The 15,502-nt window shown below is 67.8% G+C and carries 11 protein-coding genes and 2 pseudogenes; 5 read left to right on the top strand and 8 right to left on the bottom strand.

The genetic code is table 11. The annotated features are described in order from the left end of the window. Window positions 1-147 precede the first annotated feature (147 nt). Window positions 148-1,158 (bottom strand): ABC transporter substrate-binding protein, encoded by a 1,011-nt coding sequence (locus tag ACZ60E_RS26495; RefSeq protein ID WP_469443638.1) that lies wholly within the window; start codon window positions 1,156-1,158, stop codon window positions 148-150. Window positions 1,159-1,323: 165 nt separating this feature from the next. Continuing rightward, window positions 1,324-2,370, bottom strand: coding sequence for a LacI family DNA-binding transcriptional regulator (locus tag ACZ60E_RS26490; protein ID WP_384807286.1), 1,047 nt, complete (start codon window positions 2,368-2,370; stop codon window positions 1,324-1,326). A gap of 430 nt (window positions 2,371-2,800) precedes the next feature. On the opposite strand from ACZ60E_RS26490, the gene ACZ60E_RS26485 reads away from it, so the two are divergent. Next, the gene (locus ACZ60E_RS26485; protein ID WP_469443636.1) at window positions 2,801-3,004 is read left to right on the top strand and encodes a hypothetical protein; all 204 of its coding nucleotides are present in this window, start codon (window positions 2,801-2,803) and stop codon (window positions 3,002-3,004) included. A 31-nt stretch (window positions 3,005-3,035) separates the two neighbouring features. Here the strand turns inward: ACZ60E_RS26485 and ACZ60E_RS26480 are convergent. Continuing rightward, a pseudogene (locus ACZ60E_RS26480) lies at window positions 3,036-3,326 on the bottom strand (hypothetical protein); the annotation flags it as partial. Between ACZ60E_RS26480 and ACZ60E_RS26475 the strand changes: the two are divergent. Continuing rightward, complete coding sequence (locus ACZ60E_RS26475; RefSeq protein ID WP_469443634.1) at window positions 3,305-5,077, top strand: endo-1,4-beta-xylanase; 1,773 nt, start codon at window positions 3,305-3,307, stop codon at window positions 5,075-5,077. The pseudogene ACZ60E_RS26480 and the gene ACZ60E_RS26475 sit on opposite strands and share 22 nt — an antisense overlap. 191 nt (window positions 5,078-5,268) lie before the next feature. On the opposite strand, the gene ACZ60E_RS26470 is transcribed toward ACZ60E_RS26475, so the two are convergent. Continuing rightward, window positions 5,269-6,759 (bottom strand): FG-GAP and VCBS repeat-containing protein, encoded by a 1,491-nt coding sequence (locus tag ACZ60E_RS26470; RefSeq protein WP_469443632.1) that lies wholly within the window; start codon window positions 6,757-6,759, stop codon window positions 5,269-5,271. 1,098 nt (window positions 6,760-7,857) lie between these two features. On the opposite strand from ACZ60E_RS26470, the gene ACZ60E_RS26465 reads away from it, so the two are divergent. Beyond that, entirely contained in the window at window positions 7,858-8,166 is a 309-nt protein-coding gene (locus ACZ60E_RS26465; protein WP_469443630.1) for a transposase, read from the top strand. Between the two features lie 94 nt (window positions 8,167-8,260). Here ACZ60E_RS26465 and afsR read toward each other — a convergent pair whose 3' ends face one another. The 3 genes from afsR to ACZ60E_RS26450 all read right to left on the bottom strand — a co-directional run bounded on the left by afsR (window position 8,261) and on the right by ACZ60E_RS26450 (window position 13,349). Next, window positions 8,261-11,230 carry an SARP-family global regulator AfsR gene (gene afsR, locus ACZ60E_RS26460; RefSeq protein WP_469443913.1) on the bottom strand — a complete coding sequence of 990 codons (2,970 nt, stop codon included), beginning with the start codon at window positions 11,228-11,230 and terminating at the stop codon, window positions 8,261-8,263. 989 nt (window positions 11,231-12,219) lie between these two features. Beyond that, window positions 12,220-13,041: a S1 family peptidase gene (locus ACZ60E_RS26455; protein ID WP_469443628.1), complete on the bottom strand. Its 822-nt coding sequence runs from the start codon at window positions 13,039-13,041 to the stop codon at window positions 12,220-12,222. Beyond that, window positions 13,038-13,349, bottom strand: coding sequence for a CU044_2847 family protein (locus tag ACZ60E_RS26450; protein ID WP_469443626.1), 312 nt, complete (start codon window positions 13,347-13,349; stop codon window positions 13,038-13,040). The genes ACZ60E_RS26455 and ACZ60E_RS26450 overlap by 4 nt, the downstream gene beginning before the upstream one ends. Window positions 13,350-13,565: 216 nt before the next feature. On the opposite strand from ACZ60E_RS26450, the gene ACZ60E_RS26445 reads away from it, so the two are divergent. Continuing rightward, on the top strand, window positions 13,566-14,063 hold the full coding sequence (locus ACZ60E_RS26445) for an RHS repeat-associated core domain-containing protein (protein ID WP_469443624.1): 498 nt from the start codon (window positions 13,566-13,568) through the stop codon (window positions 14,061-14,063). A gap of 236 nt (window positions 14,064-14,299) precedes the next feature. Further along, window positions 14,300-15,087: pseudogene (locus tag ACZ60E_RS26440) on the top strand (IS5 family transposase). An 80-nt stretch (window positions 15,088-15,167) separates the two neighbouring features. On the opposite strand, the gene ACZ60E_RS26435 reads toward ACZ60E_RS26440, so the two are convergent. After that, window positions 15,168-15,428 carry a transposase gene (locus ACZ60E_RS26435; RefSeq protein ID WP_469443621.1) on the bottom strand — a complete coding sequence of 87 codons (261 nt, stop codon included), beginning with the start codon at window positions 15,426-15,428 and terminating at the stop codon, window positions 15,168-15,170. Window positions 15,429-15,502 lie beyond the last annotated feature (74 nt).

Genomic DNA, 15,502 nt, shown 5'->3' with positions numbered 1-15,502 from the left:
GGCAGCGCTCCTCATGGATATTCGATTCGGACCCGGATGGTCGTTCAGGCCCGGATGTTCGTTCAGGCCCGCAGGGAGCCCCCTCGGACGGGGGCTCCCTGGCGGTAGGTGCGGTCGGTCAGTACGTGCCCGTCGGTGACGTGCCGGTCAGTACTTGCGGGTCGGGAGGGCTTCCTTGGCCTGCTCCTGCAGGAAGTCGCCCTCCTCGGTCTTGATCCGGCGCTCCACCGTCTCGCCGTCGTTGACCTTCTTGACGAGTTCCATCAGCTGGGGACCGAGCAGCGGGTTGCACTCGACGATCCCGTTGATCTTGCCCTCGGACATCGCGACGAAGCCGTCCTTCACGCCGTCGACCGAGACGATCAGGATGTCCTTGCCGGGCTTCTTGCCGGCCGCCTCGATGGACTGGATGGCACCGAGGGCCATGTCGTCGTTGTGCGCGTAGAGCACGTTGATGTCCGGGTTGGACTGCAGGAAGGCCGCCATGACCTGCTTGCCGCCGGCCCTGGTGAAGTCGCCGGTCTGGCTGACGACGACCTTCCAGTCGTCCTTGTGCTCGGCGTCCATGATCTCTTTGAAGCCCTTGGCGCGCTCGATCGCGGGGGCCGCGCCGGTGGTGCCCTCCAGCTGTGCGATCTTCACCGGGCCCTTCTGGCCGGCCTTGTCCAGGACCTTCTCCAGCATCTTGGCCGCGCGGCGGCCCTCGTCGATGAAGTCGGAGCCGATGAAGGAGACGTACAGGGTGTCGTCGGAGGTCTCGATGGAGCGGTCGGTGAGGATGACCGGGATCTTCGCGGTCTTGGCCTCCTTGAGCACCGCGTCCCAGCCCGTGACGACCACCGGCGAGAAGGCTATGACGTTCACCTTCTGGGCGATGTAGCTGCGGATCGCCGAGATCTGGTTCTCCTGCTTCTGCTGGGCGTCGGAGAACTTCAGGGTGTAACCGGCGTCCTTGGCGGCTTCCTTGACGGACTTGGTGTTGGCCGTGCGCCAGCCGCTCTCGGAGCCGACCTGGGCGAAGCCGAGGGTGATCTTCTTGCCACCACCGCTGCTGGAGTCGGAGCCGGAGGAGCTGTCGTCCTCCTTGGCACAGGCCGCCAGGCCGCCCGCCGCCGCCACGCCGACCGCCGCGGTGAGGAAGTTCCTTCTGCTGAGCATGTTCTTCTCCTTTGAAGAGCCGGCCTCGAAGGGCCTGCTGGTACTCGTGCCGCTCGCCGGGACAGGTCCCACGATGTCCAGCCTGTCGATCATTGTTCGAAATATCGGTCATACAGGGGCGTGTGGGAAATGACCTACGAGGTGGTGCGTCAAACAGACAGGGCTTCAGACAGGTGGGGCGCCCTGGTCGGAGGTGTACGGGAACGTGCTTGCGCGGACGACGAGTTGGGGTTCGATGGCGATCCGCAGCGCCCCGGACGGCTCCCTGCCCTCGATCAGATCCAGGAGCAGGGCGATGCTCCGCTTGCCGACCGCGGCGAAGTCCTGCCGGACGGTGGTGAGCGGCGGCGCGAAGAACTCCGACTCCGGGATGTCGTCGAAGCCCGCCACCGCCACGTCCTGCGGAGTGCGCACCCCCGCTTCCCGCAGGGCGCGCAACACCCCCAGCGCCATCTGGTCGTTGGCGACGAAGACAGCGGTCAGCCCGCGGCCCAGCCAGCCCGCCAGTTCCTGGCCGGCCCGGTAGCCCGACAGCGGGCTCCAGTCCCCGCGCAGGATCAACGGCGGTTCCACGCCCGCCGCTTCGAGGGTGGCACGCCAGCCCGCCGCCCGGTCGGCGGCCTCCTGCCAGTCCTCGGGTCCGGCGAGGTGCCAGACCGTACGGTGGCCGGCGGCCAGCAGATGACGGGTGGCCAGACGGGCGCCCAGGTGCTGATCCACGTTCACGCTGGGGATCCCCACGCCGGGCCCGCTGCCCACGGTCACCACCGGGAACGGATGGCGCAGTTCCGCGAGGGCCTCGACCGCCGACCGCTGCGGGGCGATGGCGACGACTCCCTCCACCCCGCCCTCGCTGAGGTGGTCCAGCGCCTCGGCCAGCTTCTCGACGGTCAGTTTGCGCAGACTGACCGTGGAGACGAGGTAGCCCTCGGCGCGTGCCGCCTCCTCAAGTGCGAAGAGGGTGCTGGCCGGACCGTAGAGCGTGGTGTCCGAGGCGACCACACCCAGGGTCCGGGTGCGACGGGTGACCAGGGCTCGTGCGGAGGAGTTCCGGCGGTAGCCCATCTCCTCGATCGCGTGCAGCACCTTGGCCCGAGTCTCGTCCCGCACGTTGGGGTGATCCCCCAGCACACGGGAAACGGTCTGATGGGACACGCCCGCCAGTCGCGCGACATCGGCCATGGTGGGCGGCCGAAGCTGGGATTGTGCCATGCCGCACCTCCTTGGCGGTCGTACAACGAGAACTTCCTGTGCCGGACCCGTGCCGGGCCTGTGCCGGCCCCGGATGTCGGCGGGTGATTGCGGAGGTCATTGTGAGCGCTAACAATTCATGCCGGTCAAGGGGGCGGACAGCAGGAGGCACGTCACGTTTGAGTAACGCGCCGGAAGCGGACGGTTGCGGAGCGGTGTCATGCGGCTCGCGTCCACGGCACCGGTCCGGCACATCTGCGGCACCGGTCCCACACAGGTGCGGCAAAGGTATTGACGGGCTGCGGGCGCGGCCCTAGATTTCGGCACCGAAACCTCGAACTACGACCGAAATACCGGACGTTGGCCATCGGGCGCCGCTGCCGGCCGACCGCCGACCCGACATCCCGAAATCATCAACTTACCTGCACAGCACGGCAGTTGGTGTGCTCGGGTGGCACGGATCAGCGTCGTCCACGACAGCACGGAATGGCGGAAGAACTTCGAACTGCGGCTGCGCGCCGCCGACACGACGTCCGGGCTCGCCGCCACCACGGCGGAGCGCGGGCTCCAGGACGTGAGCACCGGCAGCGACGACCGGCCCCTCGCCGAGATCACGGACACCGGGACCCGGGTGGGACCCTCGCACACGAAGTAGGGGCCACCCGAAGGTGCCCGCCATCCCTGCGCTTTCCCCACAGCCATCTGCGCAGGTGGGGCTCGGCTCTGGACCGGATCAGGAACCGGGCGTGCGCAGTGGACTTCGAGATACCGGAGTACGGCCGCAGAGCCCGCCAGGCGCAGCCACTGACCAGTACGTGGACGATCGCCGCGAGCAGCGCCTCATCGGGCGTGTCCGCTGTTCCGCCACCCCAAGGCCGCCGTACCTCGTGTGTGATGAACTGTGCCCTCGTTTCGAGAAGTTGATCTCGTCTCTGACAAGGGAGTGGGAGGGGCCGTGAACCTTGGTGGTGGGACATGGCAGCGACTGACCGCCGTGGCGCTCGTCATGGCGGTGGCGGCCGGGTGTACGGGGCAGGGCGAAGACTCGGGCGGCGGAAACGACGAGGACCTGCTGCGGAACCACGACTGGACGCAGATGCCGGGCACCACCGTGCGGAACGACATCCTGCGGGTCAGCGCATCGGATCGGCGCATCGTGGAGCAGGACTCCTCCGGCGGCCAACACAACCCCCCGCTGAACCTGGCCGGCCCGCATCTCAGGTCCGACGGCGACTTCACCGTCACCGCGCGCATGTCCGGCGTGGGTGACGACGACGGCGACTCATGGCTGCGGCTGTACGGACGGGTACCGGTCATCTACGACGAATGGCGGCAGGAGCGGCCCTCACTCCGCGTCGGCGTGACCGCCGATGGACAGGTGAAGGTACAGATATGGGACGGCGAGGGCGATGAGCCGGCCACCTCCAAGAATTTCGACTGCGGCTGCTCCGGGACGGTGACGCTCGCCGTGTCGAGCATCGGTGACACCTTCCGCGTGGAGGCCGACGGGCGGCGGCTGGGAACCGTGCTGGACCCGGGGGTGTTCGCCGAGGGCACTGTCTGGTTCGGTCTGGAGGCGGACGCGGGCGAAGCGGACGCGGGCGAAGCGGACGCGGGCGAGGACGAGGACGAGCGCCGCGAGGGATGGCGTCTGACGCAGCTGACCGCGCGGGCGGAGAGCGGTGACTCGCTCCGCGTGGTCAAGGCGCCGCGGCTACGCCAGGAGCAGTCCGACGACTCGCTGCGTGCGCGGGCCGCAGACGTGGGGCGGCCGTTCGACGTCGGCACCGCCCTGGCCGAGAACCCGCTGCTCACCGACTCACGCTACCGGGCGCTCGCGGGGAGCCAGTTCTCCATGCTCACTCCGGAGAACGCGTTCAAGCCACAGTTCCTCCACCCACGCCGGGGCGTCTACGACTTCCGCGACGCGGACCTGCTCGTACGCTTCGCCCGCGCCAACGACATGAAGGTGCACGCGCACACCCTCGTCTGGCACGAGGCTCTGCCCCACTGGATGCGGGAGAACGACGACCCCGGGGAGGTGCGCCGGACCATGCTGCGGCACATCGCCATGGTCGCCGGGCACTTCAAGGGACAGGTCGCGGAATGGGATGTGGTCAACGAGCCCATGTCCGACGACGAGAAGAGCTACACCAACGGGGATCTCGGTCTGCGCTCCGAGCAGAGCCCGTGGTTCGAGGCCATGGGCGAGGAGTACATCGACGAGGCGTTCAGGGCCGCCCACCGGGCCGATCCGAAGGCACGGCTCTACCTGAACGAGTACGGGGTCGAGGAGGAGGGCGAGCGGTGGGACGCCCTTTACGATCTGGTCGAGCGGCTCAAGGAACGCGGCGTACCGATCGACGGCGTGGGTTTCCAGAACCATGAGTACGCACCCGGCGACCGCATCGACCCGGAGACCTTCCGCGGTCATGTGCGGGATCTGGCGGAGCTCGGGGTCAAGGCGCGGGTGTCGGAGATGGACGTCCCCATAGGCGAGGACGAGGAGGACGGGCGGCAGATCCAGGCTGATGAGATGGCGGGCAAGCTGCGGGTCTGCCTGGAGGAGCCGAACTGCACATCGTTCTCCACATGGGGATTCACCGACCGGTACGGTTCCACCGCCGACACCCAGACCTATCCTCCGGGCACGGCCGATTCCCTGCCGTGGGACGCGGCCCTGCGGCCGAAACCGGCGTACGAGCGGCTGCTCGAAGCGTTTGACTAGGCGTGAGAATCAAGGTGCGATCTCTCGGTGTGAGGGGGCGTCCTGGCAGCAGTAGGTGAGTGTCGACTGCTTGACGGCAGGGCGTGTATGAGGAGCGCTCTGCTGTCATGGAGGCGGCTGCTCCCGCCCGGACATGACGGTGGGGCGGCACCGGGCCGCCCCACCGAACCCCCGTTGCCCGATCGGCTCGCTCAGCGCAGGAGCGCGCCGAAGCGGGCGCCCGTGGCGGGCGCCGAGAGGTCGCCGGCGCCGAACGCGAGGGACGACGTGGCCGTGAGACCGGTCGCCGTGCCGCGCAGCACCCAGACCGCGCCGTTCTGCTCGTTCTCGGCGGTGGAACCGGCCGCGAGGTCGGCGTGGCCGTCACCGTCGACGTCCAGCAGCGCGCTGCTCACGCCGAACTCGTCTCCGCTCTCGGCGACTCCGGGAACCCCGGCGGTGTCCTGGTGGAAGGTCTGCGTACCGGCGCCCGTGACACCGGAGGCGCTGCCGGGGACCAGGGCGACGGACCCGGCGTCGGTGATGTCGCCGATGTCCTCGCCCGAGATGCCGAGCGCGATGTCGCCGAAGCCGTCACCGTTGACGTCCGCCACCGAGACCGTGGAGCCGATCCCGTCGCCCTCCTCCTCCACGCCGGGGAAGCCGGGCAGGTCCTGGTCGAAGGTCTGCACGCGCTCCTCGGACAGGCCGGAGGCCGACCCGAACGCGATCTGGACCCTGCCGCCGGCCCAGTATTTGCCCACCACGACGTCGTCGAACCCGTCGTTGTTCACGTCCCCGATGCCGGTGCCCGTACCGGTCGCCGTGCCGTCCGAGGGGACCCAGCCGCTGGTGAAGCCCGTGCTGCCGCCGCCGAGGAACAGACGGTTGCCCCACTGGCCGTCGCCCGCGTACTTCCAGGCGACGATGTCGTCCTTGCCGTCGCCGTTGACGTCGCCGGTCCAGGTGGAGCGGATGGGCCCGCTGATCGAGTCGCCGTCCTCCTGGCAGCCGCTGGTGGTGGTGGCGCAGGACGCGTCGTTGGCGTCGTAGCCCCACCAGTCGGCCTTGTCCAGCAGCGGCAGGGTGGCGGTGGGCTGTCCGGCACGGGTGAGCGGGCCCTTCCACACGGTGGCGTCGCCGCTCGCCGGGTCGTCGCCCGCGCCGGACAGGTAGGAGAACAGGGCGAGGTCCGTCTTGCCGTCGCCGTCGAAGTCGCCGGTCGTGGGGGACTGCCCGTACCCGGGTATAGCCGTGCCACCGGTGAGTCCGGAGGCGGAGCCCCAGAGGATGACGGAGCCGGGACTGCCGCCCGAGATCACCAGGTCGCTGAAGCCGTCGCCGTCCAGGTCGCCCTTGGTGAAGTTGGTCCCGAAGCGCTGGTTCGCGGTGGCGGAGCCGGGAACGCCGCTGGTGGAGCGGCTGATGAGCTTCTTGTTGGCGGTGGAGACCCCATTGGCGGAGCCGTACGTGACGGCCACGTAACCCGCCTTGGCCTTGCTGGAGATCGTGGCGTCCGGAGCCGACACGACCAGGTCGGCGTACCCGTCGCCGTTGAAGTCGTCCTGCGTGTCCGCGGACCCGGTGGCCGCCAGCGCCGGGCCCCCGGTGAGAGCCATGGCGCCGAAACCTCCGGCGAGCAGCACCGCGGCTGCCAGGGGTGCGGTGAGCGCGGTACGGGTTCGGCGGTGTGCTCGGGGCATACGTGAGCCTTTCGAGTCGGTCGCTTCTGTACGCGGAAGGCCGCGTTCAGTGAGTCCGACTCGGTCCGAGTGCCCCCAGTTGTACGTCCCAATGTCATGGATTCGTAACCGAGGAGACAGGTGTGGCGCTGAACTCCCTTGTTGCGCAAGGGAGTTCAGCGCGTGTTGTCAGTGGGCGTGCTGGTAGCCGCAGGTGAGTGTCTGGTCACCGAGCTCGGCTGGGAACACCTGCGCCGGATCGCCGGCCACGGCTCGCTGACCACCACCCAGCGCTACCCGCACCCGGACGTACACAGGATCACAGAAAGACCGAGGGCCGGTTTCGGATTTCTCCGAAACCGGCCCTCACCTGCGACTGTCTCCAGTCGGGACGACAGGATTTGAACCTGCGACCCCTTGACCCCCAGGAGTAGGGGCCAAGGGAATTTTATGCATATAGCATCCTTATTCAGGGCGCACAGTGTGCATAGTAGGCTCGGTCGTGCAGCATCGCGCACACCGTGTGGTCCCCAACTGGTCCCCAAGTGGTGCCCGTAGAACACCACAACCACGGAGCACCACACGCGAGGACCGAGTGACGCGCGTGGCCGTGTCCTCTTGGGGCAGTTCCTGACGCCCACCGCCCGCCACCACGACCCACAGTCTCGCGCGCCGACCGTGGCGCGGTGCTCCTCAACGAGACCGAGGTGTTTGCTGTGCGTAATGATCGCCGCGAGCGACATCTTTCAACGCTGCTTCAGCGGCATCAGGAACATGAGCGTGACGGGAGTAGTGCCGCCAGCACAGCTTGCGCTCTGTACCTGGCCGCCGTCAGCGCCTATCACTGATCATCGCTTCGCCAGCCTCGCGGTCTGCCAACCGCAGACAGCGGGCGATTCCGCCACGGCAGGCGGATCACCCCGTCTAACCACGGCTTCGGGGTGGGCAGGAGGATCAGTGCGGTGGGGACGAGACGGCGATCGTGTTTTCCAGAGTAACGCGCAGGGCTTCGCAGGCGCGTACGGCATCGGCTTCGTCTTGCAACCGCTTCTGCCAGTCCGGCTCTGCTTCGGGAATGTGCCGGCCGCGGGCGGGTGGGCGTCGGTAGGCGCGGGCCGTGTGCTCACCATCGAGCGCGCCTACCTGATCACCAGCCTGCCGCCCGGCACGGCGACCGGCCCCCAGTTCGCGGCCTGGATCAGAGGGCACTGGAAGATTGAAAATCTCCTGCACCACGTCCGCGACCGCACTTTCCGCGAGGACGACTCCATGATCCACGTGGGTCACCTCCCACGCGTCATGGCCGGCCTGCGCAACCTTGCCATCGGCGTCCACCGGCAGGACCGTCGCACCAACATCGCCGCCGCCCTCCGCTACACCGCCCGCAACTGTCGCAGTTCCCTGACCGCCCTCGGCCTAACCGGATGAATCAGGACAGATCTCGATCATGCAAGGGACCTTGCCCCCACCGTCCACTCCCCATACCCAGCACAACCGCCAACTGACGATATAGCACACGGTGTTAGGCGGGCCAGGCGCCGACTCTCGACTGGATGGCGACGCGCAGTTCCGCTGCTTCCGGGCCTCCTACCTTTTCAAAGATGCGTAGAGCCTCCTGCTGGCACACCCGGGCGCGGTCCGTTTGGCCGACACCGGTGAGTGCGCGTCCTAGCACGGTGAGGACGGTGGCGTGCCGCCACTCGCCGCCAATGCTGTGCAGCACAGTCAGTGCCGCCTCGGCGTTCGCGGCCGCCTGTGCGTAACGCTGGCCGGCAATGTCGATCTCGGCCAAGCGGAACAGGGCCATGCCTTCCCATAGCCGTTGGTGGCTTTCACGGAAGACCTTCAGTGCCTCAAGGAGTTGAATGGTCGCGGAGTCGAGGTCTCCATTTCGAGTGAAAGCCAGGCCCAGGACGTAGCGAGCGTCGGCGCCCCGCATGGAGTTGCCCATGGAGTCGTAGATCTCCCTGCTCTGTCGAGCCAGCGTCACGGCGGTCCGTGTGCGTCCGGTGGCCAGGTGGATGCGCGAGAGGTTGCACAGGGCGCTTGCCTCACCCAGGCGATCCTCCAACGCACGGAAGTTCTCGATAGCGCGAATGAAGTGTCCCTCGGCGTCGTCGTAGCGGTTCCGGTACATCGCCGCCGCACCGCTGATGTTCGCAGACCAGCAGGCGGTCAGTGGGTCGTCTGCCGCTGCGGCCAACGCAGCGGCGCAGTCGGCCTCCTGGCCTGCCACGTCGACGCTGTTGCCGGAGATGTGGCGGATGAAGGTCCGACATATGCGCGCCCGTGCCTCGGAACGAGTGTCCCCAGCCTCCTCCGCCACCATCCGCAGCAGCACGGCGACGGCCTCGTACTCCTTGGAGTATGCCCCGGACTCGGCCAGGTCGACTGCGGCCCACAGGAGGTCGACGGCACGCCGCAGAGTCCCGGGCCGCGCTGACTGACGTACGCAGGCCAGCAGGGAGATCACCTCGGTGGACACCCAGTCTCGGACGGTGTGGCGGTCCGGGAAGGTCAGGCCGGGGCGATGGGGTCGCTCCAGGTGGTCCACGAACCGGTCCCCGGGACGTTCGATCAGATACGCCCCCGCAACGGTGGCCAAGTAGAAGTCCAACAGCCGGCACATGGCCGCCTCCCGCTCGCTCGGAGGCTGCTCGTCCCTCTCCGCACGAGCACGCGCGTAGAGCCGTACGAGATCATGGAATCGATACCGGCCCGGCGCCGCCGACTCCAGCAACGACGTGTCCACCAGGGACTCCAGCAAGTCCTCTGTCTCCTCCGTTTCCAGGTTCAGTACGGCCGCTGCCGCCGTGAGGGAGATGTCCGTGCCGTCCACGAGGCTCAGCAGGCGGAACGCGCGTGCCTGTGCGGGTTCCAGTTGGCCGTAGCCAAGCTCGAAGGTCGCCTCCACGGCCAGATGCCCGGCCTGGAGTTCGGCCAACCGGCGCCGCTCGCGGTTCAGTTCGCCCGTAAGTACCGACACCGTCTGCGTCCGATGGGTAGCAAGCCGGGACGCCGCGATCCGGATCGCCAGGGGCAAGAATCCGCAGGCCGCGACCACGTCCTGGGACGACTCCTGCTCGGAGGCCACCCGTTCCGCGCCGACAATCTTCGTGAAGAACTCCAACGCCTCCTCGGGTGACATCACGTCCAGGTCGACGAGGTGGGCTCCCAGGTCCACCATCCGCACGCGCGCCGTCACCAGCGCCGCACAGCCCTCTATACCCGGCAGCAGGGGCCGTACCTGTGCCACGTCCCTGGCGTTGTCCAGCAGCACCAGCATCCGCCGACCGTCCAGCATCGACCGGTACAGCGCGGCCCGTTCCTCTAGGGAGTCCGGTATCGCGGAGTCCGGCGTGCCCAGCGCCCGCAGGAACTCGCCCAGTACGGTCTCCGGCTCGGCCGAGCGGGAGCCTGATCCTTGGAGGTCGACGTACAACTGCCCGTCGGGGAATGCGGACCGAGCCTGGTAGGCCACGTGCACGGCGAGGGTTGTTTTACCCACGCCGCCGTTGCCGCACAGCGCCGACACCGCCACTACGCGGCCCTCGACCGATGCCAGGACCTCGCTCAGCTCCGATACGAAGGACACCCGGCCAGTGAAGTCCGCTGTCATCGCGGGGAGTTGAGCCGGACACTCCCGGACGGCTGCCGGTCCAGGGGCTGGTGGTACCGACGATTCCGCCAGGATCGGGTCGGCCCGGAGGATGCGCTGCTGCAGATCGCTCAGGCTGCCACGGGGGCCGACGCGCAGTTCCTCCCACAGCAGTTGCTTCGTGTCCGCGTACACGGCAAGGGCCTCCGCTTGGCGGCCACTGCGGTACAGCGCCAGCATCAGCAGCTCGCGCAACCGCTCCCGCAGCGGGTGCGCCGCCGTCAAGGCGGTCAGCTCCGACATCACCTCCGCGTGGTATCCCTGCTCCAGGTCCAAGTCCAGGCGGCCTTCCAGGAGTTGAAGTCGCCACTTCCCCAGCCGCGCCCGCTGTGCCTGCGCATACGGGCCCGGCAGCCCGGCGAGCGCCTCCCCGTCCCACAGGGACAGCGCCTGATTGAGGAGAGCGCGTGCACGTTCCAGGTCCCGGGTCCCCTTCGCTCTCTGCGCTTCTGCGGCCAGGTCCTGCGTTACCGTCAGGTCGAAGGCCCCGTCCCTCAGCCCTCGAATCGCGTAGCCGCCTGGCATGCGCAGCAGGACCCCGGGACCAAGTACCCTCCGCAGCCGCGAGGCGTAGGAGTGCAGCATGTCCCGGGCCCGCGGCGGAGGGACCTCGCCCCACAGCGCCTCGATCAGCTCGTGCGACGTCGCCGTCTCCCCTACACGGAGCAACAGCGCGACCAGCAGAACCCGTTGTTTCGTGGATCCGGTGGAAAGCGGCTCGTCCTCGCGCCAGGCACGCACAGGTCCCAGCACGCTGAAGCGCAGCAGCCTGGACTCGTCCGGCATGTGCCACCGTTCGGGTGTACGAGGTACAGGCTCCTGCAGGGTCACGATCCGTCGAGCGTGCGTCCGATCGGCGTCCCGGGTCCGCGCATAGGACGGTGGCACAGGTGTCGGAGGGGGCGGTCGTTCCCCCTCGGCGTGTTGGGCCGCGGCTACGAGCATGAGTCGCGCTCTCTCCAGGCGCCGCTCATCGTCCAAGGTCTGAGCCGCCTCAAACTCCGCGGTGGCGAGGTTGATCAGCGCGGAGCGGGACAAAGGATGGCGTGACCCGAGTGCCGCGGATGTCTTCTGGGTAGCGACTGCAAGGACATCGGCGGCCCGCTCCCACCGATCGCGATCCTCTGCGGCCATCGCCGATCCGAACTCGGCCCGGGCCACGGTGATCAGCGCGGAGAGGGACTTCGGATGGTCGCCGCCAAGAAGCCGCACCAGCCCGCGCGCCTCACGGGCGACGGCATGCACTCGTTCGTCTGCCTCGGTGTGGCGTCCCAGCTGGCGGGCGGTCTCCGCCAGCACCGATTCCGCCAAGAGCCGAATTTCCAGGCGTTCCTGTTCTTGGAGGGAGTCATCACGGGCATCGAGACCCAACGACTCCTCGGCCGCGCTCGCGGCCCCGGGCAGGTCCCCCGCCCGCAACTTGACCGACGCCAGATTGGCCAGGCTCCGGGCCGCGGCGCCGCCCGCGTGAACGTACACCGCCACCACGGCCGGCGACAGGACGTCGGCCGCGGCCGGAACGAGACCCCGGTCAGCGAGAACAACCGCCAGCTCGTTGCGCACGTCCCCAGGCAGCGCGTGCGACATCGGATCCTGCTGAAGCTGGGAAACCAGGCCCCCTAGCAGGGTGCGTGACTCCTCGGCCAAGCCGAGCGCTTCGAGCAGAGCCACCAGATAGGCGAAATCCCGACCGGGACGAGGCCGCCGAAACAGATCGGGGACCTCGCTCAGCGCCACCACGGCAGAAGCCGCAATGCTGCGGGCGCCGGTGTCTCCGCGAAGGGCGAGCTCAGCCCGGTTGATGGCCTCCTGCCAGAGATCCGTCATGCGTCGTCACCACGCAGCTGACGCTCCATTGCCGCCTTCGCGGCGATGAACCTGAGTTCGGCGACCTGTGACGGATCGAGCAACCTGCGCTGCGACCACTCATCGATCCGCTCGAACCACGACTCCGCCGAAGCGGCTGCCTTTTCGACCGTCAACCCCTGTCCATGTAGGCCCTGTTGGGGAAGCGAGCTCGCCGGATGGACCACATCCAGCAGATGCTCCACGTCGAACTGGTCGAAGCGGCTCATGGCTTCCCCGATGGTGGCGGCGAAGAGCACGTTGGCGGCCCGGTCGGCGGCAGCCCGGTCCGGGGCCTGTTCCAGGAGGATGCCCACGATCACGGGCTCCTGGTCCTCCGGAAGCCCTTTGACGACTGGTCCGCCGGAGTAGCCCGAGTAATCACCCAGGGCCTGGTGTGCCGTCAGCTGCAGAGCCTGGATGACTCCGCCTCCCTCACAGAGGTACTGCGCCGTGCCGCTGTCCACCTGCCCCCTGAGATGCGCTTCGGACCCGCCGGGGCGATACGGTCCGTGCCAGTCGTCCCCGCCGTGGGCGACACCGGCCCGAGGTATCGGCAGCAGTACTTCGCAGGCTCCGGAGATCATGATTAGAGCAAGATCGGCGTCCTTATCACGACGGCAGACCTGACCCGTGAGTCGGCTTCCGTCCGTCAGGACGATGTCCACGTGCTCATCCAATGCGGCAAGGCCCCGCAGACAGTGAAGTGCCGTCAGCACATAGCGGCGAGTCAGCAGAAACCCACCGCCCAGGCGCTGTTGGGACTGGAAGAGCTCCACCCAATAACTCGGGTCGGTCACGGCGACTCCGGAACTCGCTCCACAGTGAGGGTGACCTCGAACGATGCCTCGGCCGACGCTTTGGAGAGAATGACCCCAGCCTCCGCAGCCAGGGTCAGCCCGAACGTCACCGCCATGCTCGACACCTGCCAGCCGTCCCGGCGCCCCACACGGGTGAGGGACTGCTGAGCGATGTCGGACGCCTGGACGATGGCCTGCTCCAATTCTTCAGCCCGGTCACTGAGGGCTGAGCTGGACCGCATGCGGCTGGAGATCTGGCGGCTGCCCGCAGCGTCCACAGCCACGGTCTCGACCCGAACATCGACCATCTGTCCCCTTTTGTTCACGAGGCGGGGCACACACACCGGCTCTCGGACCCCTCCGAAAGCGTAGCCAGCGAAACGCGGCACCGAGGACCGGTTCGACAACAAGGTCCGGCCGCGAGAGCCTCTCGTCCGCCCAACACCCTTCAACAGCGGTCCTGGCCACTTTCCTGTCCCTCAAGGTGGGACCTAGCCGGTGTGGCCGCGGCCGTCCCTACGACAATGGGGAACGTTCACGCGGCTGCGTCACGCTGGTTTCAGAGAAGAGCACCAGGCGAGTGCGGTGTCGGGCCGGCATTGAGTGCAAGCATCCACCCCATTGAGGAGGGGCCGCCACCAAGACCGGCGCCGGGACGCCCTTCTACTACCACCACGACACGCAGGGTTCCCCGGCAGACATCACCAGCAGCACCGGTACCCTCCACCAGCGCTTACAACCCGTTCGGCACTCGCGTCCTCATCACCACCAGCAGCGGCGCCCCTGCCAGTACCCCGTCCTACATCGGCGGGCGGTACGAGACCACCACCGGCAACCTCGACCTGCACGCCCACCAGTACAACACCAGTACCGGCCGCTTCACGAGCCCCGACCCCGCGACCCGGGGCCAGACCACGCCACACGTCTCGCCGTACGCCTACGCCGACAACACCCCCACCCTTCTGACGGATCCCAGCGGTCTGACCCCTGAAAGAGCGTTTTGTCCCGGCGAGGCTGTTTGATGGCGCTTCGGAGGGTGAGTGGACCTGCGGCTGCTAGGATGAAAGCGGTCTATGAGGTCTGCGGGACAAGAGACTCCATAGATCTGCCTGTTTGAGCCGAGTCGCTCCTGTCTGATCTCAAAGCGCCCCTGGTTGACGCCGTTTGCGCCCTGGGGAGATGCCGCGCCCGACGGTACTACCGAAACATGACGCGACCGCGCCCGTATCCCAGCGACCTGTCCGAAGCCCGCTAGGAGTTGATCGGCCCCACGCTCACCGCCTGGCGGGCCGAACGCAGAGGCAAGAGCCTGGACATCGGCCGCCCACCCGAGCACGACCTGCGCCGCATCATGGGCGCCATCCTCTACGTCGACCGCACCGGGATCCCCTGGCGATACCTGCCACACGACTTCGCGCCGTGGGAGACGGTGTACGGCACCTTCGCCACCTGGCAGAAGGAGGGTGTCTTCGACCGGCTAACGGCGTGCTGCGGCGCCTGGTACGTGAAGCCGAAGGCCGGGACGCCGAGCCGAGCGCTTGCGTACTGGATGCGCAGAGCGTCAAGACTTCCGCCAACGTGCTGGCCGCCGGCCAGGGCATCGACGCAGGCAAGAAAATCGCAGGCCGCAAGCGCCACATCGGCGTCGACACTTTCGGCCTGCCACTGGCCGTCTGGGTGACCGCGGCGAGTGCCTCCGACAACATCGGCGGCATCCATCTGCTCTCCCAGATCTCCACCGCCACCCCTCAAGTAACCAAGACATGGGCCGACACCGGATACCGAACCAAAGCCATCGACCACGGCGCCCGCCTTGGCATCGACGTCCAAGTCCTCCAGCGCGACCCCGGCATCAAAGGGTTCAAGGTGATCCCCCGGCGATGGGTGGTCGAGCGGACCTTCGGCTGGCTGATGCACCACCGCCGTTTCGCCCGCGACTACGAGACTCACTCCCACCGATCCGAAGCCATAATCCACGTCGCAATGATCAACCTCATGGCCCGCCGCCTCACCAGCGAATCCACTCCGAACTGGCGCAACACCTGAACCTCGAACCAAACAACCCCACCGGGATAAAACGCTCCTTTGAAGGCACCCGTCAGCAGTGGGAGTCCCCTGGGATATTTCTAGGGCAACTGGGCGGCCTGACGGTGGATGACCAACTCCGCCCCCAGCTCCGCGATCCACTTGCGGGCCGCGGCAGGTTCGGCCTGCTCATGGGTGGGGACACCAGGCAACTGCCCGGCGTCGATGAGGTGCTGGCGTCGCCAGACGTAGACGGTCCGCTCGCCGATGTCGAGGAGCTTCGCCACCCCGGCGACCTTCCGGCCGGAGGCAACCAGATCGAGGACACGGCGGCAGAACTCGGGCGGACAGCTGCGTGCCATAACGGCCTCCGGCTGCTGCTGGAATGGTCAACTCTCCAGCGATCCGACTCCATCAGACCCAGGGCAGACCAGCC

The sequence above is a fragment of the Streptomyces sp. NPDC102514 genome (genome assembly GCF_055584525.1).
Note: the sequence above shows the minus strand (reverse complement) of the source record. Positions and strands in the feature narration are given on the sequence as shown.